The organism is Streptomyces sp. NBC_00887 (genome assembly GCF_045207585.1).
The window spans coordinates 1-26,311 of record NZ_CP108788.1 but is presented as its reverse complement, the minus strand read 5'-3'; the positions used below and the strand labels follow the sequence as shown (position 1 = coordinate 26,311).

24 protein-coding genes and 2 pseudogenes are annotated in these 26,311 nt (G+C 67.3%); 19 read left to right on the top strand and 7 right to left on the bottom strand.

Going from position 1 to position 26,311, the window contains the following annotated elements; genetic code table 11:
- The first annotated feature begins 50 nt into the window (after window positions 1–50).
- Window positions 51–1,313 carry a HEAT repeat domain-containing protein gene (locus OG844_RS00130; RefSeq protein WP_406387259.1) on the top strand — a complete coding sequence of 421 codons (1,263 nt, stop codon included), beginning with the start codon at window positions 51–53 and terminating at the stop codon, window positions 1,311–1,313.
- Between the two features lie 72 nt (window positions 1,314–1,385).
- A pseudogene (locus OG844_RS00125) lies at window positions 1,386–1,675 on the top strand (HNH endonuclease); the annotation flags it as partial.
- Window positions 1,676–1,829: 154 nt separating this feature from the next.
- On the opposite strand, the gene OG844_RS00120 reads toward OG844_RS00125, so the two are convergent.
- Window positions 1,830–2,045, bottom strand: a complete 216-nt coding sequence (locus tag OG844_RS00120; protein ID WP_406387258.1) for a DUF6207 family protein — start codon at window positions 2,043–2,045, stop codon at window positions 1,830–1,832.
- Between the two features lie 418 nt (window positions 2,046–2,463).
- Here OG844_RS00120 and OG844_RS00115 point away from each other — a divergent pair, with 418 nt between their 5' ends.
- The 3 genes from OG844_RS00115 to OG844_RS00105 all read left to right on the top strand — a co-directional run bounded on the left by OG844_RS00115 (window position 2,464) and on the right by OG844_RS00105 (window position 3,829).
- On the top strand, window positions 2,464–2,673 hold the full coding sequence (locus OG844_RS00115; RefSeq protein ID WP_406395934.1) for a hypothetical protein: 210 nt from the start codon (window positions 2,464–2,466) through the stop codon (window positions 2,671–2,673).
- Entirely contained in the window at window positions 2,670–3,401 is a 732-nt protein-coding gene (locus tag OG844_RS00110; RefSeq protein WP_406387257.1) for a restriction endonuclease, read from the top strand. Before OG844_RS00115 ends, OG844_RS00110 begins: the two co-directional genes overlap by 4 nt.
- A 215-nt stretch (window positions 3,402–3,616) precedes the next feature.
- Window positions 3,617–3,829, top strand: coding sequence for a hypothetical protein (locus OG844_RS00105; RefSeq protein WP_406387256.1), 213 nt, complete (start codon window positions 3,617–3,619; stop codon window positions 3,827–3,829).
- Window positions 3,830–3,948: 119 nt separating this feature from the next.
- Here OG844_RS00105 and OG844_RS00100 read toward each other — a convergent pair whose 3' ends face one another.
- Entirely contained in the window at window positions 3,949–5,952 is a 2,004-nt protein-coding gene (locus OG844_RS00100; RefSeq protein ID WP_406387255.1) for a tetratricopeptide repeat protein, read from the bottom strand.
- Window positions 5,953–6,393: 441 nt separating this feature from the next.
- On the opposite strand from OG844_RS00100, the gene cutA reads away from it, so the two are divergent.
- Window positions 6,394–6,717, top strand: a complete 324-nt coding sequence (gene cutA / locus OG844_RS00095) for a divalent-cation tolerance protein CutA (RefSeq protein ID WP_406387254.1) — start codon at window positions 6,394–6,396, stop codon at window positions 6,715–6,717.
- Here cutA and OG844_RS00090 read toward each other — a convergent pair.
- The gene (locus tag OG844_RS00090) at window positions 6,714–8,024 is read right to left on the bottom strand and encodes a helix-turn-helix domain-containing protein (protein WP_406387253.1); all 1,311 of its coding nucleotides are present in this window, start codon (window positions 8,022–8,024) and stop codon (window positions 6,714–6,716) included. The two genes, cutA and OG844_RS00090, sit on opposite strands and share 4 nt — an antisense overlap.
- 175 nt (window positions 8,025–8,199) lie before the next feature.
- On the opposite strand from OG844_RS00090, the gene OG844_RS00085 reads away from it, so the two are divergent.
- The 6 genes from OG844_RS00085 (at window position 8,200) to OG844_RS00060 (ending at window position 12,557) form a co-directional block, all read left to right on the top strand.
- Window positions 8,200–8,811, top strand: coding sequence for a hypothetical protein (locus tag OG844_RS00085; RefSeq protein ID WP_406387252.1), 612 nt, complete (start codon window positions 8,200–8,202; stop codon window positions 8,809–8,811).
- Between the two features lie 136 nt (window positions 8,812–8,947).
- Entirely contained in the window at window positions 8,948–10,093 is a 1,146-nt protein-coding gene (locus OG844_RS00080; protein ID WP_406395933.1) for a radical SAM protein, read from the top strand.
- Window positions 10,090–10,299 (top strand): hypothetical protein, encoded by a 210-nt coding sequence (locus OG844_RS00075; protein WP_406387251.1) that lies wholly within the window; start codon window positions 10,090–10,092, stop codon window positions 10,297–10,299. The genes OG844_RS00080 and OG844_RS00075 overlap by 4 nt, the downstream gene beginning before the upstream one ends.
- Window positions 10,300–10,406: 107 nt before the next feature.
- Entirely contained in the window at window positions 10,407–11,210 is an 804-nt protein-coding gene (locus tag OG844_RS00070) for an aminoglycoside phosphotransferase (RefSeq protein ID WP_406395931.1), read from the top strand.
- 276 nt (window positions 11,211–11,486) lie between these two features.
- A complete protein-coding gene (locus OG844_RS00065; protein ID WP_406387250.1) occupies window positions 11,487–11,690 on the top strand; it encodes a cold-shock protein in 204 nt (67 codons plus the stop codon).
- A gap of 348 nt (window positions 11,691–12,038) precedes the next feature.
- A complete protein-coding gene (locus tag OG844_RS00060; RefSeq protein WP_406387249.1) occupies window positions 12,039–12,557 on the top strand; it encodes a hypothetical protein in 519 nt (172 codons plus the stop codon).
- Window positions 12,558–12,599: 42 nt separating this feature from the next.
- Here OG844_RS00060 and OG844_RS00055 read toward each other — a convergent pair.
- From OG844_RS00055 to OG844_RS00045, 3 genes and pseudogenes are all read right to left on the bottom strand, one after another.
- Window positions 12,600–13,048, bottom strand: a pseudogene (locus OG844_RS00055) (transposase); the annotation flags it as partial.
- Between the two features lie 43 nt (window positions 13,049–13,091).
- Window positions 13,092–13,946 (bottom strand): serine peptidase, encoded by an 855-nt coding sequence (locus OG844_RS00050; protein ID WP_406387248.1) that lies wholly within the window; start codon window positions 13,944–13,946, stop codon window positions 13,092–13,094.
- Window positions 13,946–18,502: a hypothetical protein gene (locus tag OG844_RS00045; RefSeq protein ID WP_406387247.1), complete on the bottom strand. Its 4,557-nt coding sequence runs from the start codon at window positions 18,500–18,502 to the stop codon at window positions 13,946–13,948. The genes OG844_RS00050 and OG844_RS00045 overlap by 1 nt, the downstream gene beginning before the upstream one ends.
- A gap of 434 nt (window positions 18,503–18,936) precedes the next feature.
- Between OG844_RS00045 and OG844_RS00040 the strand changes: the two genes are divergently transcribed.
- The 7 genes from OG844_RS00040 (at window position 18,937) to OG844_RS00010 (ending at window position 24,270) form a co-directional block, all read left to right on the top strand.
- Complete coding sequence (locus OG844_RS00040; RefSeq protein ID WP_406387246.1) at window positions 18,937–19,887, top strand: hypothetical protein; 951 nt, start codon at window positions 18,937–18,939, stop codon at window positions 19,885–19,887.
- 80 nt (window positions 19,888–19,967) lie between these two features.
- Entirely contained in the window at window positions 19,968–20,876 is a 909-nt protein-coding gene (locus OG844_RS00035) for a hypothetical protein (protein WP_406387245.1), read from the top strand.
- A 20-nt stretch (window positions 20,877–20,896) separates the two neighbouring features.
- Entirely contained in the window at window positions 20,897–21,922 is a 1,026-nt protein-coding gene (locus OG844_RS00030; RefSeq protein WP_406387244.1) for an ImmA/IrrE family metallo-endopeptidase, read from the top strand.
- A gap of 156 nt (window positions 21,923–22,078) precedes the next feature.
- Window positions 22,079–22,363, top strand: a complete 285-nt coding sequence (locus OG844_RS00025; protein ID WP_406387242.1) for a DUF3892 domain-containing protein — start codon at window positions 22,079–22,081, stop codon at window positions 22,361–22,363.
- Window positions 22,364–22,470: 107 nt separating this feature from the next.
- The gene (locus OG844_RS00020; protein ID WP_406387241.1) at window positions 22,471–22,731 is read left to right on the top strand and encodes a multiubiquitin domain-containing protein; all 261 of its coding nucleotides are present in this window, start codon (window positions 22,471–22,473) and stop codon (window positions 22,729–22,731) included.
- A complete protein-coding gene (locus OG844_RS00015; RefSeq protein ID WP_406387239.1) occupies window positions 22,706–23,869 on the top strand; it encodes a ThiF family adenylyltransferase in 1,164 nt (387 codons plus the stop codon). The genes OG844_RS00020 and OG844_RS00015 overlap by 26 nt, the downstream gene beginning before the upstream one ends.
- Entirely contained in the window at window positions 23,866–24,270 is a 405-nt protein-coding gene (locus OG844_RS00010; protein WP_406387237.1) for a DUF6527 family protein, read from the top strand. Before OG844_RS00015 ends, OG844_RS00010 begins: the two co-directional genes overlap by 4 nt.
- A 260-nt stretch (window positions 24,271–24,530) precedes the next feature.
- Here OG844_RS00010 and OG844_RS00005 read toward each other — a convergent pair whose 3' ends face one another.
- On the bottom strand, window positions 24,531–25,484 hold the full coding sequence (locus tag OG844_RS00005; RefSeq protein ID WP_406387236.1) for a hypothetical protein: 954 nt from the start codon (window positions 25,482–25,484) through the stop codon (window positions 24,531–24,533).
- Window positions 25,485–26,311 lie beyond the last annotated feature (827 nt).

The following is a 26,311-nucleotide window of genomic DNA, read 5'->3' as shown; positions in this document are numbered from 1 at the left end:
CAGATCTACACTGAGCTGCGAGAACGCTACGGGGGAACAGGATCATGGGCGTGGGTACGGGTACGAGCAATGCGGTGGACGGCCAGTCCTCCCTGATCTCCGCGGTCCAGGCTGGAGACACGGATCTGGTGAGGATCCTTCTCCACGAGCACAGCGACTCCGACTACCTGGACGCCGCGTTCTGCCTGGCCGTCCGGATGCACGCCGGGCGCATCGCCCAACTGCTGCTCCAGTACGGTGCGGATTCGGGCCAGAGCCGCCCCGATGACCTCATTCCCTTGAGTGAGGCGGTCGACTCGGGTTCGCCCGCTCTGTTCGAGGCGCTCCTGGACCACGAGATCCGCGGCAGGTATCCCGAAATCGAACTCCTGAAGGCCCGGGACCTCGCGCGCCGCTGGCACGAGACGGGGGTCGAGGCCGAGCTGCGACGCCGTACCGGATCCCGGGACGCTGTCGGCCGTAAGCGGGTTCAAGACGGCGAGTTCGCCAGCGTCGTCGAGTTCACCCTTGGTGGCATGACTGCGCGGGACGGCCATGGGGCGATCCTCACGTACGTCGAGGAACTGCTCGGGGTACGAACCTCGTTCGAGGAGCTGATGGACCGCGCGTTGGCCCAGGTCGATCAGCAGGACCATGCAACGTGGTGCCGTGCCAGCCTCCAGTTGAGTGGACGGCGAGAGGAGGCGACCTGGGCCGCTGCGGCGGTACTGCGTACGAGCCCGGACCCATCCCACCGATTGTTCGGTGCCGAGGTACTCCGCCTTATTCATCTGTTCGACGACAGCGACGAGGACGCGTTCGCTGGTCCCGCTCTGGACCTGTTCACCGGCTGGGCGGCCGCCGAGACGGATGTCGCCGTCCTCACCGAGGTGCTGGTCGCTCTTGGAGAACACAGCGACCCCCGCGCGGAGGCGGCCCTTCTGCCCCACGCCGGCCATCCCGATGCCCGGGTACGGCGTGCGGTGGCGCAAGGGCTGGGTGCCTTGTCCTCGCCGCCGGCCTTTTCCGGCGATGCTCGCACGGCGTTGCTGGGGCTGATGGCCGATCCGGACGCGGTGGTACGAAAGATCGCCTGCCGCGTGGTTGCCGAGGGGAGGGACCACGATCCCGTGTTCGCGGACGCCATGGCAGCTGTGCTGGACGATACGGACCGTCTGGTCCAGCTGGCTGCCGTCTACGGGCTCGCCCTCCACGACGACGAAAGGTGCGTGGAGGCAGCACGCCTTCTCGGCCCGCCGCAGCGCGGTTCCCTGGAAGAGGAGGGCTACCTCGACGCGGCGTGGCGTTACCAATGGCGCCGCGACGGCCGCTGAACGTCCCCGTCTGTGCCTGTCAGCTGCTCCGGAGCCGGGAATACCGCACGGTTCGAATGACGCTCCCCGCCAGCTGGTGCTTCCGCCTGGACGGCCGCCCGGCGCGAGGCCTACGCGAACGACCAGGGCGCCGCGACGTCGCTGGTCGCGGTGACCGCTCGTACCAACAGGCAGAAGTCGGATCAGGACCCGCCGAGTGGCTGCCGCCGGCCCCGGAGGTGCAGTGCCGGTACGTGGGGGAGTGGGTGGCCACCAAGCTTCGCTGGCAGTTGGCTGCGGACGCAGCCGAACTCGAGGCGCTGAAGGCATTCGCCGACGGCCCCTGCGAGGAAACCGTCCTCTCCTACACCCCCGCCCCGTAACAACCCGCCCCGGGATGGTGCTGGCGCCAGCGGCCAGCATCCCCGGACCGCAGCACGTGCCCCCAGCAGACATCTCCCCGTCTGTGCCGGTGCGCACTGCGCCAATATTCCTGGAGCCCCGGCCGGTACGACCCGGGCTCCAGGAGAGCTTGGATCACGCGGACGCCCCTGGTCGGCGTCGGGTGTCCGCGTAGATCCGTGCCTTGACACCAGGTGCTCCGGGTTCGCGCCGAACGGGCCCAATCCCTGAGGTGACCCAGTGCTGTTCGAGTGCGGCCATCGCCGCCCGGGCGGTCGGTTCATCGGCCGCGGTGATGTCGACAACGATGAGGCCGGGCTCACTGATGTGCTGTGCGTCGATCGGTTCCATGCCCGTAACGACGACTGCGGTACCCACGGAGTTCTGCTGAAGAGGCCCCTGTCGTTCGTACGAGCGACAGCGGCTCCGCCCCTCAGGCCAGGGGCCCTCTCAAGAGGAGAGCAGACAGGCCTTCCCAGAACCCTCCTTCCTCGGCTGTGGACGGGGACCGCTTTCCGGCCCTTGCCAGTGTTTGACCGTCACGCGCGGCATCAGGGGGCGGGGATGTACCGGCGGGCTCGACCGCCCGGTGACCCCGATGCACGTGACCGTGCACGGTGACGTACAAGTCTGATCCAGCCAGGTCCGATGGCTTTTGTGCCATCCGTCAGCAACGTGCCTCCAACATCACGGTGGCGCGGCTACACAAGAGTGCTGGGCGGTGGCTGCTGCCCCGCGGCGTCGTGTGGTCCTGGGGGAGGTCCTGCAGTTGCTGACGATCAATGTGGCTGTGCTGCTCGCGGTCATCGTCATCTTCCGGCTGCGACGGCGTACGGAGGCCCGAAGCCGACTGGATGAGAAGTTCACCGTCGTCATCGTTCTGGCCCTGGGGGTACTCATCGCACCGACACCGGTGGGTCACGAAATTATGGACTTCCTAGGCGAGCTCGCCAGCGGTGTCACGCAGGCCAGCCGATGAGTCCCCGCTCACGCAAGGCCCGGGCAGCAGCGATCAGACGGCCGCCAGCACGACGGCGGACCCGGAGGCCGGGCAAACGGCGGCAGCGAGCAGATGACCGGCTGATCGGGTTCCTCGTGAGTGCGGCCTTGGCCATGGCTCTGGTGGTGGCTGTCGTCAACTGGCTGCTTGCCCACTGGTGGATGCTGATCGTCATCGGCGTACTCGCGGTGCTGGCCAGCGGAGGCTGGCTCTACCAGAAGCAGCACAGGGCGCGGTGGGAGACGGTCCGCGCACAGGGCCTGCGGTACGGGCTGTCTCATCTGGACGCCCTGCACCACTCCCAGTTCGAAGACGCGGTGCGGGACCTGATGCGCCGTGACGGATGCTGGGACGCCGTCCGGGTGGGCGGCGGTGGGGACCTGGGTGCTGACGTGAAGGCCACTGACCCCTACGGACGCCGCTGGGTGATCCAGTGCAAACACCGCCGCAACGGCCTGGCCGGCTCCGCGGTAGGCACACCGGACCTCCAGGTCCTCAACGGCACAGCCCGCCCGGTCCACGGCGCCGACATCGCTGTGATCGTCACGAACGGGCGGGTCACCGCGCCCGCCGTGGCCTTCGCCAAGCAGCAGCGCCTCCACGTCACTGACCGCCACACGCTTGCAGCATGGGCGTCCGGCTCGCGTCCGCTGTGGGAACTGCTGCAGGCCGTGCCGCCACCCCGGAAACCGACCGCCCACCCCTGACGGACGCGGTAGGGGGCTGCCTCAGCAACGGACCCATACCGCTCCAAGCGGCGCTTGGTAAATGCCCGGCGCCACAGGATCAGGATTCACGTCGGCCTTCGAAGACGTGCCGGGCGGATCCCAGCCCGGACACCGCTTGCCCAGATGGTCGTCTGCGCGATGATGGAAGAGCCTCGCCTGCTGCTGGAGCAGGCCACCTTTCGAGAGGTAGCAGGATGCAGTTCACTCAGGCTGAGCAAACTGCGATCACGGCGCACGCCGCCAGCCTGGGCATCGGCCACGACGAATACGTCCGGCAGGCGGCGGCCGAACGAGCGCTGTCCTGGCAGCGAGAACACGACGCGTTCACCAGGCTTGCTGAGCGGCGCGGCATCAACGCACAAGACCTTCTGCGCAGTGGTTGCCTCACCGACGACGACCTGCCCTGACACCGCCCCCAGCCCTGCGCCACATGCGGCAGCAGCTTCTGCTCCGGCCGCACCGGCCGCGGATCAACCGGGACATCCAGCGAATCAGGGCAGCTGCAGCTGGTTGAGCATGCGGTGCGCTAGGGCGAGATGGCGGTGCCCGGCTCCAGGACGCGCTGCGCGTCGTCGACGATCTGCATCAGCTCCTGCTGCGCCTGCTCGCTGTGGCCCGAGCTCATCAGCCCTTGAGCTCGTTGCAGGCGGGTATGGAGGGCATGGGGGTGGTCGTGGCCGAGGACCCTGCTGCGTTCGGCAATCAGCTGCGTGAAGATTGAGGTTGCTTCGCGGACCCTGCCTGCCCGGGCGGCGAAGTCCGCCTGGGTACTGCGTATGGCAAGCATGTGAGGGTCATCCGGGCCGAGCGTTCGCAGGGCGTCCTCCATCAACTGCCGCAACTGCTGTTCGGCGTCCACGAGGTTTCCGTTCAGGCCGGAGAACCAGATAAGACTGCGCCGACCCGCAAGAACTTGCGGGTGGCCGGGCCCCTCCAGCCGTGTCCTGTCCTCCAAGAGGTCCCTGAGCTGCTGAACAGCGGATTGCGTGTCCCCGGCTTCCCCGGTGAAGTAGGCCCGTTGGTGCCGTGCGGCGAGCGTATCGGTGTGCTCGGGGCCCAGAGCCGCGGTCGTCTCGGCGACCAGTTCCCCGAACGCATCTGCGGCTGCCTGCCCCTCGCCGGCCTCCCCGGTGAAGAACGCCCACTGGTGTAAGAAAGCAAGCGTGTCGGGGTGACGCGGGCCCAGCTGGGCCCGCCTGTGCCGCACGATGCCCTCAAGACTTCTGACCGCCTCGCGCGGTCGCCCACGGTCGCCGACCGCTATCGCCAGCAGGAAATCTGCTCCCGCCACACCTCCCGCCCGAGCCCGCTCCAGGGCTGCGGTCGCCCGCGACAGCTGACTTGCCTGATGGGCGAGAAGCCCCATGTCGTACGCGTCCGCCGCCTCCACACGGGATAAGAGCGCCTCCCACAGATGATCCGGCACCGGAGACAGCCGTGGGGCGCTCAGCAGGTAGTCGAAGGCGGTGTAGCCCTGGCTGTAATTCCCGACCAGGAGTCCGCTGGTGGCGTACGCGGGCTTGCACGCCCACTGCATCGCCTCGGCAAACGGCTCGGGCTGCAGGTCCGGCCCACCACGCTCGGCGAGATAGGGCAGATGAAAGTCCTGAAGCCACTGCCTGCTCGCCGGCCGCCGTAATCCCGACCGCCGACAGTCGACCGCTGCGGCGACGATCGCCGCGCCCCGCGGATTGGCTTCCGGCGCCCAGGCGTTCTCCCACGCCGCCAACAACTCCGGCCCTGCCGCCAGGACTTCCGCGAGCCCGAAACGGTCGCAACTGCCCAGAGCCAGTTGGATCCGTGGATCTCGGTGTGCGGCAGCACGCTCCTGCTCTGCCGTGGACCAGCGGCGTTCCAACCGGACCTTCACGGCCATGTGGAGCACCTCGCGCTGCGCCCGCCAAGCGTCCCGGTCCGACCCCGTGAGCCGGCTCTCTTCCCGGGCGTCGTAACGTCGGAACTCCTGCGACCGTATTGTCGCCAGGACCACCACCCGCCCGGGCCGGCCCTGAAGCAGTCCGGTGAGCGCGGATGCGGTCACCCCGTCAGCACCCAGATAGTTCTCGAGATTGTCCAGCCATAGAACAGTCCGGCGACGACGCCGAGCGACCTTGAGGGCATGCGCGAGCGCCGGCCTGGTCAGGGGGCACACAAAGGCATGACGAGGGAAACATAAGCGCGCAACCTCATACGCGAGCCGGGTCTTGCCCGCGGTCGACTCACCCACGATGAGGACAAAGCCGCCCTCCAGCAAAGCTTGCCGCAGCTCAGGCCCGACATCACGTTCCACGTAGGACGGCGCCAGCTGGTGATCAGGGTGCCTGTCAGCGGGATGAACACCGGCCAGCCCAGGACGGTCCACCTGATCGAATCGAGGAATCCGGCCCGACGCAGTCAGCAAGAGTGCAGCCTCACTCGGCTCGCTACGCTGCGGCCGCACACGATCGGTGACAAGGGTGTAGACAGCCGTAACAGCAGCCCCGATACCCGCGGCCAGCGGACCGGACGCCCACATCGCCGACAGCGCCACAGCAGCCCCACCAGCCCCCACCGCCGTCAGGTACCCCAGCCAGCCTCGCGACCGCCCGCGACCATGCCGCAGATACGTAGACACGCTGCCCCCTTGCGTGACGTGGTCTTCCATTCTCACCACCACGCCGCCCCTGTCGAGGGAACGTCCAGACACAGCTGCACCGGGATCCCGCACCGCCCAACCGCCGCGATCGCGGCCCCACCAACGCGAGGCAACAACCAGCACGACCGCACCAGCCAACCCTCGCGGAAGACCCGTGTAAGCAAGCCCACCGGCACCTCACGACCCTGTCCAGAAACCCTGAATACACCGCAACGCCCTTGTCCATGGGCCCGTCCGGGGCAAGTGTCGGCGTGCGCTGCTGTACCGCTGCGGGCGTAGTGCATCGGCGTTCGAGCGGAGGCATTGCCTCGTGCCTGGCTGGTTAGGCTCCTCGGCATGACTGACTACGTGCAGGTGTCCACGGCCACGGAGACGAAAGATCAGGCGGTAGCGCTTGCGGGCCCGGCAGTTCAGCAGCGGCTTGCTGCTGGTGCTCAGATCATCGGGCCGGTCACGAGCGTGTTCTGGCACCTGGGGGAGTACGGCACCGGTGAAGAGTGGCAACTCCTCCTCAAGACGACGGTCGACCGGTATCCAGAGCTGGAGTCCTACCTCTTGGAGCACCATCCCTGGGACAATCCGGAGGTGTGTGCCGTGCCGATCGCTGCAGGTGCCGACCGGTGTTTGAAGTGGATCAGTGACTCCGTGGACGGGGCCTAACCGGCAGCGTGCTCCAGGACGTCCCGGACCGGGCCGATGTCCGCGTGAGGCCGTAGCCGGTCGAGCAGGGGAGTAATGCGCTGCCGAGGCCGGATGGAGGCCACGCCGGTGGCGAGTTCGAGCGCGCGGCCTACGGTCTCGGCTGCCTGCTCGACCTCACCGGCGCTGAGGTAGGCGTCAGCGAGCCAGGAGAGGTACAAGGCCTTGTCGCGCGCGTGGTCGTCGGAGTACCGGCCCAGGGCATCGGTCAGGACGGGGACAGCACGCAAGGGGCGGCCAAGTTCGGTCCAGCAGCGGCCGGTCATGATGTCCAGCTCCGTGCGGTCGACCCAGACGGACCAATCGGGTTGAGGCTCGCTGTCCTGCCCGTTGTCCAGGGCCTCGCGTGCGGCGTCGAGGGCGCTCTGCGTTCCTGTCGGCTGACCGTCAACGGCGCAGGCCCACGCGAGGCGTTCGTACAGGAGGGCACGGACGGTGGACGGCGTGTGGGCGGTGATGGTGGCGCAAGAGTCCTGGGCGAACGTAACGGCGGTGCTCCGGTCGTCAGGGATAGTGCGGTAGGCGAGGAAGGCCAGGCTGTTGCCGTAGAGGTTCTGGTCGCGTGCGTCTTTCGCGTAGCTGCGGCTCTCCTCGTAGAGCGTGGTGGCGTCGCGTGTGCGGCCTGCGTCGAACGCTGCCCATCCGGCTTGCTGCGCCTGTTCGGCGAGGAGCGCGGTGAGTCGGCGGCGTGCGTCGTCGGTGAACGAGCCCTGCCGTAGGAGGCCCTTTGTGAACTGCACTTCGCCGAGGTATACGCGGTAGGTGTCGCCGCCGCCCAGGACATCGTCCAGGCGTCGGAGGCGGGCCGTGCGTTCGCGGAGCCGGTCGACGTAGGCGTGCGTGATGCGGCGGGGCGTGTCAGGCCGGTGGAGGGCGGGCAGGGCGGCGGCCAGGCTGGTGCTGGTTGCTGCTTGGAGGATGGTTCGGCGGCGCACGTGCGGTCCGTTCTCTGCGCGGGACGTTCCAGCAGGAGCGCCGTCCGCCTCCCATGGGCGGGGCGCGAGACCGACCAGGTGCCCGGGGATGCGTAAGGCGTCCGCGATCTGCATGACCTTCTCGAAGCTTGTGATGCGCCCCCGGCCCCGGGCGAGCGTTCCGACCCGCTCTGGCTTGATGTCGCACTCGGCTGCGATCTTCGAGTAGCTGATGCCGGCCCGGTCCCGCGCAATCCGGAAGATCACACCGAAGTCATGGTCGGCCAGGGCGCGTTGCACGTCGTCTTCGTGGAGGAGGTCACGCGGTAAGGCCGTGGGTGGTTGGTAGGTCATGCGGCACTCTTCCTGCTGACGCGAGTCTGCGCGCCGGTCGTCCACGGCGTCTACCCATCATGGGGATACCCCGGGCTGGGAAGCGGCGGCTTCGCAGGAAGTCCACTCTCAAACGCCTAGCCCCCGGGGGCGGTGCTGACCGTTTGCCCGGGGTGACGACTGACGAGGAGTCATCGTGCACGAGCGTACCCGGACCCCATCCGTGACGGTGGCGCCCAGAGGGATTCGGGTTGCCGCCCGCGCCTGTCCCCATGTGACCACTGCGGCGGAGCGGCAACTCGCTGTCGAGCACTGGTTGCTGGCGGCGGCACCCAACCGCGTCCAGGCGCGCACGGAGTGGGACGACCGGCATGTTGCCCTGCTGTCCTGCGGCACGATCTTCTCCGCCGTACGCATCCCGGCTTCCGTGGTCCAGGCCGCAGCCCGGAGCACCGAACCTGTGGTCATCGACGCCTACCTCGTCGCTGCCCTGTTGGAGGGCCCGGTCATCTGCGACCGGTACGCCGACTGGTACTACGCTCTCGTGCCGGCGAGCACGGCTGCGCGGTGGGATGTCTCAAGCACGGTGTGCCTGGGGCGTCAGTCCAGCCTCGGGGTGCCCCGTCCGGGCCGTACCGGGGCCGACGGCGTCCGGGTGTACTGGTCGGTGCCCATGGACTCGCCCGCGATGCTGTGCTTGCCGCAGGCGGTCGCCCAGCTGGTCGCGGCCAGCCGTTGGAGTCTCGCCCAACCCGGTCCTCGGCCAACTGGACTGACCAAGGGAACGCGGGCCCAGCGACATAAATGAACGCCCGGCCTGGAAACGAGCCAGCGACCAACGACCCCCACCCCGGCTGGCACGTGCCCCGCACACCTCGCCACTGGGTGGGCCAAATCCAGGACAGACCCTGCTACCCGTGGAGGCTCATGTGACTGCCCGCGTGATTGTCAGCGAAGCAGAGCCCGCGCCCCGCAGTGCTCCACCGCGGCTCGTCGCCAGCCCCTTCCTCGGGCAGTACCTGCTCGTCCAGCCGGGCCAGGCGGCAGGCGTCCGCATCCCCGAAGCCCGCTACGAGGAACTGTTGGCAGGCAGTGACCGGCCCGTTCCAGCCTGGTTGGCCGACGCGGCAGCCAGGGCCTGGAGTGCTGAGCTCCCTGAAGCCGCCCTCGGTGACGTCGTCCTCGTTCGCGAGCGGTCGCAGTACGGGTATGCCAAAGCGTCGTGGGAGATCAACCTCGGCTGTGACTACGACTGCGAGTTCTGCTACCTCGGCGAGAAGCGGTTCGAGGGCCTGGACTGGGATGGCAAGCGGCGGCTCCTGGAGGTGATGCGGGATGCAGGGGTGCTGTGGTTACAGATCACCGGCGGCGAGGCGCTGATCGACCGAGAGTTCGGCGCGGCATACGAGTACGCGCACCAGCTCGGGATGATGGTGCAGGTCTCCTCGAACGGCTCCAGCTTGCGCAAGCGTCCGATCCGGGACCTGTTCGCCCGGCACCGCCCCTACCGGCTGACACTGAGCGTCTACGGAGCAACCGCCGACACGTACGACAAGGTCACGAGGAATCGCGGCGCCTTCGACCGGTTCACACAGGGCCTGGACGCCGCCCGCGAGGACCGACTCCCGGTCCGGCTCAACGTGATCGTGTCCGACGACAACGCGCATGAGGTCGACGCGATGGTGGCCATGTGCGAGAGGTACGGCTTCCCGCACCAGGTGTTCACGAACATGTCCCCGACGATCGACGGCGAGGCGAACCCTCTGGCCACGCAGTCCCAGAGCCACCTCACGCCCCGCAGCGTCTTCACCGGCTGCAACGCGGGCCACACGTTCTTCCATGCCAACCCGCACGGCATCGCCTCGATCTGCAAAGTCGGCCGCGACCCCAGCGTGAACCTCATCGCCGAAGGCGTCGAAGGCCTCACCCGACTCGGCGCGATCGCCGAGTCCCTACAACTCCGCACCGGTGGATGCTCCGGCTGCACGAAGGTCGGCACATGCCGCACATGCCGACCACTGGCCAAGCTCTACCAGGAGGCGGGAGACCAACGAGAGCTCTACTGCCAACACGGAGGTTACGGATCATGACACCACCCACCACGCTGCTCACCCGCCCGGGACCAGTGCCGGTCATTATCGGTCTGCGCCCGCGCGCAGGGGCGGCCGGCGCCCTCCCTGTGCCGCTGAACGTCTCCCCGATCGGGGACGACGAGATCCGGATCATCGCCGACCTCGACGAGGCAGCCGAAGCGGCTGAGTGCAGCTGCTCCGCCGGCGACGACCAGCCCTACTAACCCTTTTCGGGCCCACCCCGCCTTCTCCCCTCGGATGCCGCCCCAAGCCGTACCCTGGCTGGGGCGGCATCCCTCATCCCGGCAGCCAAGGAACAGTGCGCGTGTCCATGTCCCGCATCCCCTTCGATCAGCTTCCCGCCGACGTCCGCCAGGCCGTCGCCGACAAGACCGGCGCAGTGCACCAAGCGACGACCGTGAGCGGTGGCATGAATTCCGGCATCGCTTCCGTCCTCCGTACCGAAAACGGCAGCATCTTCGTCAAAGGCATCCCCGCCGACCACCCGCAGGCCGCTGCCCAGCGCCGTGAGGCCGCCGTGGCACCACACCTGCCACCGTCCTGCCCGCACCTGTACTGGCACCTGGCGGTCGACGGCTGGAGCATCCTCGGCTACGAGGTAATCGACGGCCGGCACGCCGACTACTCGCCGGGCTCGGCCGACCTGTCGCTCGTCGCGGCAGCCCTGGCGGAGCTGCAAGGGATCGCCGCCCCGGCAGACGTCGACATCAAGGATGCAGCCGACCGATGGGCCGACTACGCACCACCGGGCACACTCCACCACTTCGAGGGCAAAACGTTGCTGCACACCGACTTCGCTCCGGACAACGTCCTGATCACGCAGGGACGAGCTCGACTCGTCGACTGGGCGTGGCCCACCCGGGGAGCCGCGTGGATCGACCCCGGCGCCCTGGTGCTGCGCCTCATGGACGCAGGCCACTCAGCCGAGCAGGCCATCGCCTTCGCCGACCGCTTTCCGTCGTGGTGTAACGCTGCGCCTGAAGTGCTGGCCGCGTTCGGCGCCGCGACAGCGACGCTGTGGCGGGAGATCGCCGAGCAGGACAGCGACGAATGGAAACAGGGCATGGCTGAGCACGCGGTGGAGCTGGAGCGAGCGCTCGGCGCGGACCTGTAGGCACATGCTCTGGGCAGGCAGCCTGGTCAAGCAGTGCTTTCGTCTCCACGACGGACGATCAGTCCTTTTCACTCTCCGATCGGGCCCATCGCTCGGTGGCGTCGCCCGGCTGGCCTGAGACGGATGGCATGGCCATCGTCGCGTTCTGGGTAACAAGATCGGACTGGTGAGTGTAGGTGTGGACGGGCTGGGGGAGGACGGGAGTGGCCGCCCGAAGAAAGGGCGCCGCAACGGCCCGTCCCAGGGCCGCTGCTGAATTTGACCAGGGGGACCAGCATGGCCAGCGGCACCGTGAAGTGGTTCAACTCCGAAAAGGGCTTTGGCTTCATCGCCCAGGACGGAGGCGGACCGGACGTCTTCGCGCACTACTCCAACATCTCCGGCAACGGATACCGCGAGCTGACCGAGGGCGAAGCCGTGACGTTCGACATCACGCAGGGCCAGAAGGGGCCGCAAGCGGAGAACATCGTCCGCAGCTGAGCCCCCAGCCCCGCTCATCCCCATTCCCTCGGCGCCCGCACCGTGCACGGGCGCCGTCGGCATGTCGTGACCACTCGTGCTACGCCAGCGACCTCGGACAGCGAAGGCCGATTCACGCACAGCAGCCGCAGCCTCGTTGTCAGTGCGAGGTGAAGCCTGTGCAGGTGATGAAGCTGTCCGAGCCGTTGCCTACCGACCTCGCCCTCCGTTGCGACCGAAGTGCGGAGGACGGAGAGCCGATTCACGATGAGGCATGAGCACTCCCTCGGAAGGCCGCCGCAACAAGGAACTGCGGCTGGCCGTCGCCATGCGCGGCGGGGTCAGCCTGGCCGTCTGAATGGGCGGAGCATGCTGCGAACTAGCCCGCCTACGCGCTGCGTCCCCCGGCAGCCCCAGGAGGACCGGCCGCCCGACACCACCACCGCCGTCTACCGCGCCGTCCTCGAACAGTGCAAGTACGAGGACGTCGACATCGACGTCCCCGGGACCAGCGCCAGCGGCCTCAACGGAGTGCTGCTCGCCTGCCACCTCGTCTACGGCATGCCCTTCGGCCCCGATGTACGCCGGCTGTGGCTGGAGCTCGGCGACCTCGAACGGCTACTCAACCACTCGACCCCCTTCCACACGCCGCCCAGCTCCCTGATGCGGGGCGACAAGGTGTTCTACGGCCAGCTGCGCGCCGCACTCGATGACCACCTCGCACAGCCCCCCGACCCCGGCTGGCGCCCCGCCCGCTCGCTGCGACTGATCCTCACCGCGACCCGGCTGCGCCCCCGCCGGGACGGGGTGCGGCCGAAACTCGGTCAGCCGCTGCTCGTAGGCCGTTCCCACGCCTACTTCCGCTTTCGTCGCCGCCCAGGCCCCTGACCGACTTCAACAGACCAGGGGGCTACGCGCCTCGTGCGCTCGAACCCATCGGTGAACACCGAGGCCGGAACCGTGCGGTACTCCGCGGCGAGCGATGACCGGTTTGATGCCCCGAGCCCAGACCAGGCGGCGGTACTTGTCGTGGTCATAGCCGCAGTCGCCGAGGAGGATGTCAGGCCGTCGACGTGGTCGTCCGACGAGTCCCGGGACATCAGCTGGGTGACGTCGTTACGGTTTCCTCCGGTCAGGGGCACCGCGAGCGGGATGCCCTGACGGTCCACAAGGATGTGGTGCTTGCTGCCCGGCCGTGCGCGGATAACCGGGCTGGGACCACGCAGCATAAACAAGATCCCGCACAGCGCCTGCCGGTCAGGCACCCTCAGCCGACCGGCCACCAGCTTTGGGACTGGAACAGGCAACAACGGCTCGCTCAGCGACCACAGTTCATCCGAGACGATCCACGGACGCGACTCTCTCTTCCCCACGAACAATCAAGCCGACAGTCACATCATCAGAGGCTTCTGTTAGGACCATTTACGGCGCCACGCAATAGGGGGCGAGCGCGGACGCTGTCAGACCGCTGGCGAAATAGGTGTTAAGGGTATGAAAGTCGACAGGCGACATGTGGGCCTCGTGGTGTGAGTCGACAGGGAAGCGGTCGCCCAGGCGGCGGGGGAGCGCTACCAGGTCACCGGCCTCGGCGATGTTGGCCCAGTGGCGGAGACCCGGGGGTCGCGTGCCGCGGCCGGACGCATCGGGCGCCGGATCCAGCATGTCGAACACAGCCCCGGGTACCCCCAGCGGGGAACCGACCGTGATCAAGACCTCCACACCGAGATCGGGATAAGCGTGCAGGGCTTCGTAGGTGACGATCGACCCGAGAGAGTGCGCGACGACGACCTTCGCCCCACTGTGCTCGATCGTCCTGGCAACCTCGTCCCGCGCCCGGCGCCTGCGCTCGGGGGAGGCGAGGTAGCTGTAGACCTCCGGCATGAACGCCACCACGATCCGTCCCAGCACCCGTGCGGTCAGACCCCGCCTGCGCGCGACGAGATCGATAGCCTGCCGTACCGGCATCCCGCCCCACGACTGGCTCTCCGCAGGCTCATCCGGCATGCCCACCACACGCAGCCACCCCAGAACCGCCTGCTGTTGGGCCGGAGAGAGCTGGTCGAGCTCGTCGCCTGCTCCCTGCCCCTCGGCGTCACGCAGGAGATATGCGTAATAAGCGACCGTGATGCCGGGAACCGTGAGGTGGTCCAGGCCGGCCTCCTTGTATCCATGCGCCAGATAGCCCTGCCAGCCGTCGGCGAGCTTACGCGCCGCAGCCCCAGGCTCCAGCCTCTTCTGGAAGTTGCCCACCCCATGGACCACCACAATGCGCCCCATCAGCTCCCCGATTCCCGTGTTGTGTCCGTCTCGTCGGCGCGGTTCGACCAGGCGAAGAACGCCACCCGGGTGCCGAACCCTACGAAGATGCCCGCGTCACTGACAGCGATGTTGCCCAGGCTGTCGGGAAAGACGACCTCTTCCCGCGCTACGCCCGGATCACGAGGATCCCAGACACGGACACGATGGTCCTGCCCCGAGGTCACCAACAACTCTTCCATGGCGACTCTGACAAACGCCACAGACCATACGCCCCCCGTATGAGCAGGAAAGCGCGACAGCTCCAGGCCGGTTTTCAGACTCAGCACCCTGATGAAGCCGGCTTCCTCACCGCAAACGACAGCGTCGTGCTCGTCCCACCGGCCGATCGCCAAGGCATCCACCGCTGGTGTCTCCGTGTCCAGTAGGCGGCTGACACCAGACGCGTGACGCACAGTCAGGCTCCGGGCCGCCTTCCACCTCGAGTCAACGAACGTGTGTGTCGTGTGAGCGATGACCATCGTGTCGTCGGCGCCGTACCGCTGCCAGGCAAAGCAGTCCGCTACTGGCGACTCAAGGTCATCTTCCTCGTATTCCTCATAAAGCGTCAGTTTCGGCTTGCCTTCATGGAGCGCGAACATGCAGACACCAGAACTCGTACGTACGAAGACTCTGGTGACTTCACCTGAGTCGTCGACGGACAGCTCCTCGACGGTGTCCGGCGGCGTATAGGGCGCGCGGACCGCCCGCCCGCTGCCGGCATCCAGGAACTCGATCCTGCTGCTGCCGCCAAAGCCGTGGCTCAGGAATACGACGTTCTTCCCAGCCAGGCCCCCCACCTTCACGGCGTTGATGGCGCCTCTCATGCCGCCCCACAGCGCCGCGCTCGTCAGGGCGTCCCAGACGAGGAACGATCCCTCTTCGTCCACGCTGACAGCGGGAAGCCGCCCATTACTGACCACCTTGGCCACAGCGACGTATTCCAACAGGGAGTCGTGTCCGGTTGCCACCCTCAGCGATGCTTTGCCGTCGCGCGCGCTCTGGGCGAGCAACGCCATCGGCTGGTTCCATGTGGACGTCTCGCTCACCATCTGGCCTATCGCCGCCCACCGTGTTCCATCCGTCGCCAAAACGCTGACGCTTGCAAGCCGCTGCGGCAGCTCACACACACCACCGCGCACCACCGGGCCACCGTCCAGCGGCTGCGCACAGATGCCGGTGCCCGGCTCGAAGTACGCGAAGCACGGTACGCCGTTGTGCAGTACGACTGCTCCAGCATCGGCCCTCCTGATGCTGCTCAGCAGCCGTGACGCCCCAGTCTTCAGATCCCACGCCCGGGTGCCGTCCATAGCGTCCGTCACCGCGATCGGTCCCCGGGGACCGCGAAGGATCTGCAGGCTGAAGATGGGCTTCTGGCCCCCTGGCCACACCACGTGGTCCCTGCCGTTCGCATTCCATACGTGCACGGCGCCGTCGACAGCGCCGGCCACGTATACCGCGTTCCCGTCCAGCTCGGTGATATCGACTGCGGTGCAGTCGTAGCCTTCGATGTCCATGTCGGGTTCGAGGAGGTCTTCCACGTCCCCGTCGGCCTCCATCCGCGACAGCCAGGCGTCGATCACATTCAGGGAAGCGACTCTGTTCCCCCTCAGGTCGTATGCGATGACCTCCCCACCACCGCAGGCCACGACGAACGCCTGGCCGTGCTGCTCGACAAGGCCGAGGGCGGTCAAGGGAATCGCATCCGTCTGAACCGTGGTCTTGACCAGGCCCGTGTCAGCGTTCCACACCACGACCTGGCCGTCGGACATCCCCCCTGCGATGAGCGTGCCGAAAGCCCCGTACCTGGCGCACAACAGTTCCGGAGGAGCCGTGTCGGGCGTCTCGAGAGGGAAGAGCAGGCGATGCAGATGGACGTCCCACACCTGTAGCTGTCCGGTGAAGGCCTCACCGACTGCCAGCCAGCGCTGCGAGCACTGCACAAGGATGAGGTTGAAGTCTCCCCAAGAAACTGGCCCGTCCTCGACGAGTGTTGCCGACGTGCCCCAGACGAAGTCGAGCATCGCCTGCCGGGGACGCTGCGCAGTGGGTTCCTCTAGCGCGTCAAGCGCTTCCACGAGCCACAACTCGTCCCACACCGCAGCCGTGTTCCTCAGCCACTCACGGCGCTGCCACGGTTCGTGTGCAGCCGACAGCGCGGCATGGCTCATCAGCGCTGCGATCCGCCCTCGCACCGTGCGGCCGCGGGTGTGCTCGTGGAGCAGCAGTGGATCGCAGTACACGAGGAAGGAAGCGGACAACAGCAGTTCATCGACGGTCCGGGCATCAGCGGCATGCTGAGCGGCATGCCGCAGCACGTAAGGGAGGGCCAGCCCGAACCGGCGCGCAGTCAACTCGGCAGGACCGGGAACCGTATCTAGAACACGCCTGAAGATCTCCACCCGTCTGACCCGGGCGTACGTGGCGCGCAGATGGTCGACAAGACTCTGGTGGTAGAAGCGGTACAGCTGCTGCCCGTCGGTGTCGGTGCTGAACCGCAGGTAGAACGATGCCGCCGACAGAGCCTTGCGCACATCATCCAGATCCGGCGCCTTGCCGCCGGATGCCACGACGAATGCCTGCGCGACGCTGTGCACGACCTCGAGCGGCATGCCCTGCCCGTATCCGTGGGCCACTGCCGCCAGCACGGCGGACATGGCCGGGTGCTCCCGCTGCAGCACGTCCAGATGCAGGTCAAGCATGGTCGGCAGATCTGCCGGAACCTTCTCGACCACCTCCTCAACGCTCGGTGGAGTTTCCCGGTGGACGAGATAGTGCGCGAACAGGGAAGCGAGCAGGAACGCGCCGGACTTGTGGCGCAACCCCAGCTGCTGTGCCACGGCACGAGCGGTGGTCTTGCGGACCTCGGCAGTTCCCCGCCCGCTGTATGCCCGAGACGTCTCCAGAACGTCACAGAGGTAGTCGGTCAGCTCCGTCGTCCGCTGATCCGCCGAGATGCCGTCCAGATTGACGAGCAGCCCGCGGTCCTCCAACTCCTTGAGCAAAGACGCATACTTCGTCCACCACGGGCGGCTGTCGGTCGGGCGGGTGATTTGTGCCCCGTCAGCCAAGTCTTCGAGAAGTGCCGCGTACCTGTCCCACCACGGCCGTGTCCCCACCAGCACCCGGCACAGCACGAGGTCCCTGTCAGCAGCCTTTGCATCGAACCGACGCCGTCCCTGAGCCAGCTGCCTCAGCACATTGATCAGCGCCATGTCCAAAGACGCCTCGTCCAGGGCGTCGACCACGATGGTCACCGGGCGGTCGCACTTCTCACCGATCCGGTTCAGCAGAACCGTAGTGCTCCAGCCGCGGCCTGGCTCGGCATCCAGGCTGAGCTGCGCGGCAATCGATGCCAGAACCTCGGCGGGGCCCCGCTGCCGGGCGTGAACCGCCACCAGATAGGGGTCCGGCTCAGGTCGCACATCCCTGTGGACTGCGTTGGCGACCTGCCGGGACACCTCCCGCAGCTGCGAATGAGCCAGACAGACCACCACCCCGAGCAGTGCGGACTTTCCCGAACCGGGGCTGCCGGTCACGATCATCATCGTCTGCTCGCCAGGGCCTTCCAGCCACCGCTTGATCACCTCCAGCTGTTCGCTGCGCCCGGTGAAGAAGCAGCCCTGGCCGATGTCCTGCTGCTGCGGCGTTCCCGAAGCGCGCGAGATGAAGTGCAACGGGTCGAGCGCGGGATCCACTGCGGTCGCGAACTGCCACAGCCCCACGTCGATCGTCTGCCGGAACTGGCCGCCGGCTGTCTCCCGGTAGGAAGGGTTGAGCAGGAACGACGGCACCAGGGCGCGGGCTTCCGGATGAGTCGTCCGCAGCACACTCTGCGACGGCCGGTTTTCATCCGCCGCTGACCGGGCGAGCTCACGGTCGATCTCCCGTGCAAGCGTGTCCACCGGCACGTGCGCGACCGCGGGGGAGATGTCGAGCTGCCCCTCACGCAGCCGCTCCAGGATTCTTCCGGTCGCCACGGTGAACCGGGCCTGGTACGTCTTCTCGTCCGCAGCGCACGCCGCGATGACCCAGACCCGCCGGTCCTCCGCCCTGATGCCGTCCAGGAGCTGCTCCACCACGGCTCTGCCGGCCCCGCATACGTCCAGCAGCAGCAGCACCGGCGGCCCGCCCACCATCGCCTCAGCTTCACCCAGCCAGGTACCGACCTGGGCAGCCGTCCACGACAGATCCTTCCGGGTCGTCTCCCGTGATGCCAGGAAGAGCCCCTTCCCAGGACCGGCGACCCCGTGCCCCGCAAAGTGCACGATGAGGGCTTCGGCACCAGCGCTGGCCTGCGCCTGCCGCAGCGCCTCCCGCCACAGACGCGTGAGCGTCTTGTAGTCGGGATCGAGCGAGGCCGTGCCGCCCAGCACGTTCAGTCCGGGAGTCTTGGCCAGTTGCGCGGTCAGGGCGCCGACGGCCGGTGCCACGGAGGGCAGTGCCTCCAGTGTGCTGGGGGGAGCCAGAGGATCTTCGTCGTCGAGCTCGTCATCCTCGTTGAAGTCACCCACTCCGACAACAAGGACCTGCGTCACTTGCTACCTCCGCCTTCTCAAACCCCAGTCTCATCCTAGGGTCGAGGCGCACGTCCCTCAGCCGAACCAGACGATGAGTACCGTGCACCTCTCGCTATGGCAATCGAAGCTGTGAGTGCGGCCCCACGTCTCCGAATCAAAGGCATGCGTACGTGGATACCTTCAGAAGAGGTTGGCGTGCTTGACGCGCCGGATCCGGGTGACACCGGTGCGTGGTGCGAGCTGCTGGCGGTCGAGGCGATGGGCCTGAGCGTCACGCACCCATCCCGGGTTGAGTAGTGGGATCAACCCCGCTCCCTGCTCAGATCGGGTCCCTCGTCACGGTAGGGAAATATGCGCGTGTCGCATGCACCGGAGACGGATGCTGATGTAAGCAGGCTCGAAACCCCACGGCCGCAGACGTCTGGTGGGGAGCAGGGATCGGGGTGGGGCTCGTGACAGAAAGCGCGTACGAGGAGCTGCAGACCGGCGGGTTGGGGCCGGCCACGTTCGAACTGCTGCGGAGGCTGGTTCACCAGGTGCGCCGTGGCACCGGTTTTCCACCCCCCGAGGGGCACACGGTGTGGAGCGATGACGCGGCTTACGACGTGATCAGCGCGATGTTGTCCCAGGAAGGAGCGGGACAACGGTTCGTGACCGTCTGTTTCACCCAGGCCGCCGACGAAGCCTCCTTGGAAAGACTGTTTCTGACGTCGATCAAGAACTTCCTCATCGACGAGGCGAAGAAGACACCGCGAGGCAAACTCCGGCGCCGTATCGCCCGGCTGATGGGCGGGGACGCGGACTACCGCAAGAGCAACGGCTCCCCGCCGCGCTGGGCGCTGGCCGACCACTCCGAAGAAGCTCTGTGGCAGGGGGACCTCGATGATCTCATTGGCCATGCCGCGCGCGTCAGAGGCGTCGGCATCACCCGCTGGAACCATTCCGGCCCAACGCCCAAGCAGACCGTCCACGCCCTCAAAACCATCCTGCTGGGCGTGCTGCAGCACGCCCAGGGAGCGGTACGGGAGGAAGACCTCGCCAAGGTTCTCGAGGCCCGCTTCGAGCTCCTGGCACCGGCCCGAGTGACCAGGCTGTTCGCCGATGAGGGGACCGTCGCCGCCATTGTCGAGCAGCATGCGGCCACTACCGCGCCGGACCCGACCGGGACGGAGGGGGTGGCCGAGGATATTTGGCGGCGCCTCTCACTCAACGAGCGCCTGCTGCTTCCCTACCTCGACAAGGACGCGCATCACGCGGCGCAGCTGCTGGAGATCCGGCAGGGCCACGCAGTTCTTGTCCTGTCCAACCTCAAGATCATGCTCCGCGATGCCCTGTCGTTGGACAGTGACCCGGAGGCAGTGATGGCCGCGCTGCTGCGGCGCTGCGGTGAGGCTGCGTCGTGAACGGCCCCAGTTACGTCGTCTGGACCCAGTGAGAAGAGAATGCGCTGATGGACCGCAGCCGAGGAGACGGGGGAGACGGCATGAGCTCTGTCCACACCACTGCCTACCAGAGGTTGGTAGCCGCCGCGGCGGGCCTGAAGGTGCCCGACGCCGTCCACCGCGTGGCCACCACACCACCCCAGGACCCCCGCCCCGGCCAGATCTGGCGCGCGGTGTGGGAAGACACCATCCAGCTGCTCCTGATCACCCTGACCGGTGACGACGACACCGTGCGAGCCGTTCCTGCTTCCTTCGAACGGTACGCCGACGCCGACACGTTGCTCCTGCCCGCCCAAGCGACCACGCTGGAGCAGCCGCTTGGACTGTGGTGGGGCCTGGAGACCACCGTGCCGTGGTGTGTGTTGGACCGGCAGGTCAGCGAGCTGACCAGCCGCCCTGACACCCTCACTTCCCAGACGATCGCCGACACTGTGACCGGCGCCCGATGGGGGAGCGGTACCGTCTTGTCCGCGGCGGTCAGCGAATACCGTGCCGTCCTCACCGACCACGTGGAGGTCCTCGCCTCGGCACGGTGGGCGCCGCAAGGGTCGGGAGGCCTCTCCCAGATGTTTCGTGACCACGGCATCACCACCCAGCAGATCGCGGCCGAGCTGAAACTTCCGGTGCCCTTGGCGCTGGACGTGTGGAGGGGACAGCAGCCTCTCACCGCCGAACAGGCCGCCAGGCTCGCCGCACTCCTCGGACAGCCGGCCGGACGCCTCCTGGATGCCAACCCCGCAGTGCCGCCCGCCGTCGTGCACGAGCTCAACCGCCCCTTGCGCCGCAGCCAGGTAAAGAAGCTCGCCGCCCAGCATGACGAGACGGAACACGACGCGCGGCTACGTGCCGTCTATGGCATCTACACCCTGGCCGCACGCGACCGCGACCGGACCCAGCCGAACTGGACCGCACGCACCGACCGCTACTTCGAACTCCTCCTGGACGCATAGAGAAAAGGGGGCACCCTGAGGTGGTCAACTACGTGCTCGCCGGCGCCGCCCGCACCCAGGCTGTCGCCATGATCACAGAGCTCGAGGCGATACGTTCCGGCGCCGTCGAACGCCTCACGCAGGGCGCCCTCGCGGAACTGCGGACCTGGCCCGAGCTCACCGTCAAAGACGTTCCCGAGAACGAGACGGGTCAAGGATGCAGCGTCGCCGGAGCGTACGACTACGGCCCCCCGCCCCGGCTGTCCGTCGCAGCATCCGCAAGCCACGCACGGCGGGACTTCACCGCCCTGCACGAACTCGGTCACCACCTGCAGAGGACCAGCTTCGACCTCATAGAGCCCTTCAGCCGGGAACCGGACGGTGGACTCCTCCTTGAAGACGCCGCCTGCGACGCATTCGCCGCCGAGATCCTGCTTCCTGCACATCTCGTCGACCAGCACCTGGACGCCAAAGGGCCCACCGCCTCCGCGATCACCCGCCTGTGGGCGGCGAGCAACGCCTCCCGGATGGCCGTCTGTGTGCGAGCAGCCCAGCACCTTCCCGCGCCCGGCCACGTCCTCCTCCTCAAGACCACCGGACACCTCGCCTTCGCCGCCTCCCACGGCCTGCCACCCCTGCGGCGCGGCGGCTTCCAAGGCGACATCCCCGTCATCGAACGTGCCCTGACCGGCCCCGGCCGTGCGCAAGGACGAACCCAGGTCCGCTACCGCGACGGCATCCTCGGACGCGAACTGCACACCGACACCGCCCCCATGGACGGCTACCTCGTCGCCGTCCTCGTCGCCGACTCCGCCCCCTGGCGCCCCTTCACCCCGCCCACCGCCGACACCGGCCCCCGCTCACGCAGCTACATCTGCGCGAACTGCGACGAGCACTACCGCTCCTTCGATCCTGCCTGCCAGCGCTGCCGCACCCCCGTATGCCCCGACTGCGGCCGCTGCGCCTGCCCGCCCCGCAACCCCGGCCGCACCTGCCCCGGCTGCTTCATCGTGCACCCGCCCGCCATGTTCCCCGCGGACAGCGACCGCTGCCTCGACTGCTCCTGACACCCCGTAAGGCCCGTCCGCCACACACTCCTGCCTACCCGCGAGTTACGTCGTCCGTCCCAGGCGAAGCACCCCACCCAGGGTGCTCAAGGGACCCGGGCGCCGGCCGCGGGAACTCATCGGAACGCTGCCGGCAGGAACAGCAGGAACAACAACATGGCTATCCAGATCACCGCGGTGCGCCTGACGGCCGGCGGCACCACGCACGAGCACATCACGCACCTGTGGTGGACCAACCAGACCTCCGGCGACACCGGCAACAGCACCCGGGCACAGATCGTCGACTGGATCGAGAACAAGTCCGGCAAGGCCTACACCAGCGACGCGGCCGGACACCGCACGGAAGTCGGCGTCGTCACGCCCTCCAGGGGCGAGAAGTACTTGCGGACCCACGCCGACGGCGTGTGGACCAACAACCTCCTCGCCCTCCCGCGGCGCTGACCCGCCGCCATCAACCGGCCGTTGAACGCGCCGCCCACGCGGCGGCGCGCCAGGCGTTCCCGGCGCACACCGGTCCGAGCACGCGCTCCCCACTTCAGGAGAACCTCATGTCCCAGGACAGCCACAAGCCGAAGCCCGTCACGATCATCGTCAACGCCCGCCCCCACACCTGGGAGGCGAAGGAGATCACCTACGAACAGGTTGTCGACCTCGCCTACCCGGGCCAGCAGCCGAATGACCAGGACACCTACACGGTCCGCTACAGCCGCGGCCACGACGGCCACGGCACCGGCAGCCTCACCGCCAGCCACAGCGTCCGAGTGAAGAAGGAGATGGTCTTCGATGTCTACCGCACTTCTCGCTCGTGACCCCGACCTCTCCCGCCTCCTCGACGACGGCCACGACGTCACCTTCGTCGCCGGCCACGTCATCATCCGCATCCCGTACGTCACCGAGAACCGCACCGTCACCAACGGCTTCCTCGCCCACCCCGTCACCGTCGCCGGAGACCGCCTCGTCTCCGGCACCGACCACCGCATCTGGTTCAGCGGCTCCACCCCCTGCAACGAGCACGGTTGCCCCCTGACTCTTGCCACCTCTGATCCCAGGGCGATTGCCGACGACATGCAGGCGAACTTCATGCTCTCCAGCAAGCCCCCGGACGGCTACCCCGACCAGTACACGAAGATCACCGCGTACGTGCGGATCGTCGCCGACCACGCCCACGCCCTTGACCCCTCGGCCACACCCACCCCCGGCGCGGCGTACCAGGAAATCGAGGAGGATACGCCCTTCGCCTACCGCGACACCGCCACCTCCCGCGCCGGCATCACGACCATCAACCGCCGCTTCCGCGGGCAGCGCATCGTGATCGTCGGCCTCGGCGGCAGCGGAAGTTACATCCTCGACCAGGTCGCCAAGACCGAGGTCGACTCAATCCTCCTGATCGACGGCGACACCTTCGACAACCACAACGCCTTCCGCGCACCCGGCGCACCCACCCTCGACGCCCTCCGCGAACGCCCGCCCAAGGCCGCCTACTTCGCCTCTATCTACGCCAACATGCACCGCGGAGTGGCCAGCTGCACGCAGTACCTCGACGAAGACAGCCTCGACCTTCTCGACGGGACGACGTTCGTGTTCCTAGCCTCCGACGACGCCGCCACCAAGCCAGCCATCATGGACTGGCTCGAAGCCCACGATGTGCCCTTCATCGACGTCGGCATGGGCATCGATCAGATCGACGGCCACCTCAGCGGACTGCTCCGTGTTACCACCAGCCTTCCGGGCCGCCGAGACACCGCACGCCACCGCATCCCCCGGCCAGCACCTGAACGCGACGCCTACGCAAGCAACATCCAGACCGCCGACCTCAACGCGCTCAACGCCATCCTGGCCGTCATCCGCTGGAAACGCTCCCTCGGCATCTACGCCGACGTCACCGACGAAAGCCACACCACGTACTCACTGATCACCAACGAGATCGCCAACGAGGACCTCCCGTGACCCCACAAGAGACCCTGCGCCCGGTTTTCACCGAGACCTTCCCCCCGACCATGGACGCAGGGGTCCTCTACATCTCGATTCCCTACCGCACCTGCGGCCACCTGTGCTGCTGCGGATGCGGCCACGAAGTCGTCACACCACTCTCCCCGGCCCAGTGGTCCCTCACCTACAACGGCGAGAACGTCTCCTTCACCCCCTCGATCGGCAACTGGTCCCTCCCGTGCCGTTCGCACTACTGGATCCGCGACGGCCGTGTCCGCTGGAGCCGCCGCTACTCGCCGTCGGAAATCGATCAGAACCAGGACCGGGACCGCCGCCTGCTGGCCGCCCATGACAGCGGCGAGCGGCAGCCGGGACGAGCAGCCAGTCTCCGCCGACTCCTCAGGTTCTGGCGCCCGTAGGCCGACCCATGCGCCTTAGACGGTGTCTTGATTGGCTATCCCTCGTTGTTCTGAGCATGGACATAGTTGTGCGCTTGGTCCCGGATGGGCTGTGGGAGGTCTTCCAGGGCGTGGCGCCGGAGCCGCCGGTCCGCGCTCAAGCTTGCGCAGTTCGCCGATGCTCACGCTGACCACTCAGCGCGAAACCCATGTGGAATCGGCCCCGAATAGGCGGCACCTGAACATGCCAGCTCACCAGTCCCGAAGCCGAGGTACGGAACTCACGACCCGGTTTTCATCGCCCACAGTCGAGCCTCGACTTCGGCGACGACCCGCCCCGATTCCTCGGTCATCTGTTCCTCCGCGTCAGTGAGCGGGCAGCCCATGACCATGAGGGCGAGGCCGTCGAGTTCCACCATCGCCGCCACTTCTGCGCGCCGACGGGGATCGTATCGGGCAAAGTCGTCGCACGCCTCGACCAGCGCGGTGAATGACGGCAGCCGTCCTACCAGCATGAACCGGAGGTCCTGCAGGACGCGCTGCATGTCCTTGCTGCGCTCGTGCAAGGCGGGCGCAGCGTCCTGCACCTCGCTGATCCTCCTCTCACACCGCTCCAGGTCCCGGGCTTTTTTCAGCTGGCCGTCTCTGAGCGCCTGGATCTGCCCCTGAGCGATGGCTTTCTGCGTGAGGCTGGCTGAAGCCGTTTCGATCTTGAACAGCAACTCCTTCCCGGCCGCCCTCCCGCCACCGCCCGCGGCGAGAGAGCCACGGCCAAACCAGGCTTCCGTGGCGTTGCGGGCCGCCGCTCCGTTCAGCCTCTTTATCGCCCTGCCGGTGGAGGCGGAGCCGAGGTTTCGCACCGCGTGATAAGGGCCTGCTTTGGCAACGTGACCAACGACAAGCGGGCCAACCACTAGGAGCGCGGCGCCTGCCAGCGCGCCGACAGCAGACGGCCAGGCAATGCTGAGCGGCTGCCGAGGCTCGATGACCGCCTCACCGCCGATAGTTGGTCTCTCGATTGCGGTCAGCTCGACCAGATCGACGTGCTTGAGACACTGAAAAACATCACGGAAGGGGACGATGGCCTCGTCGTGGAGTAGCTGCCTTGCCTTCTGCAGGGCAGCGTTCTCCTCCGCGGTCCGCTGATCGAGCTCCTCCTCGCAGGCAAGCAGACGTTTGTCCCTCCGCCGGTTCGTCCTTGCGAGCCTGACAGCGTCGACTACGTCGATGGCCATGTTGTCCCCCTAGTACTCGGTTCGGAGATCTTAGTGCCGAATCAGCCTGTTTCGTTGTGTTGTGACGTGCCGTAGAGAAACGAGTGTGGGCCGCCCTGCATGCGCTGGCGTCAGCCGGCGCGGGGGTCGGGAAGAGGGAGCCTGCGAGAGGCTGTTTGGTTTGGTTCGCCGGCTTCCCGTCATGCAACTGCCGCCTTCTCGGACCGAGTTCGTCGGCTGAGTACACGCCGAAACGAGCAACGAAGGGCAAGGAGACTGGATGCAACTCCTCAATCCTCATGAACATTCGTCAGGACTGCTCAACAGACAGGCCGTTCCAGGACTGTGGGGGCGTAGCCCCCTCAGGCTCAACTCACCCCACCCAAAAAGAGAGAACCCCCCCCCGACACGACACCCCGCGGAACACCGTGGTACTCGTGGCGCCCGCAACCCCACCACACCAAGATTAGGCCGTCAGGCCCCCTCCGGGCAGGGGAGAGCAAATCAAATCCCTGCCCAAAAACAAAAATGACATCAGCAGCGCTGGCAGGCGCCAACATGAAGCCCACCAACCCAACCGCCAGTCAGGCCATCAGGCCTGACACCCCGCCACCTACAAACACCAGGCCAGAACAGGCCTAAACATGCAGACAGTTTTCCCCGCCACGGGGCAAACCCCTAACCCACGCCACCCAAAACACAGTCAGGCCGTCAGGCCTGACACCTCACCAACCAACGGGCCGTCAGGCCCAGCACACACTCACAGTCAGGCCGTCAGGCCTGACGCCCTAACCGGTCCGTCCGTCAGGACGAAGTTAGGCCGCCAGGCCCAACTCAAGAGCCGCCAG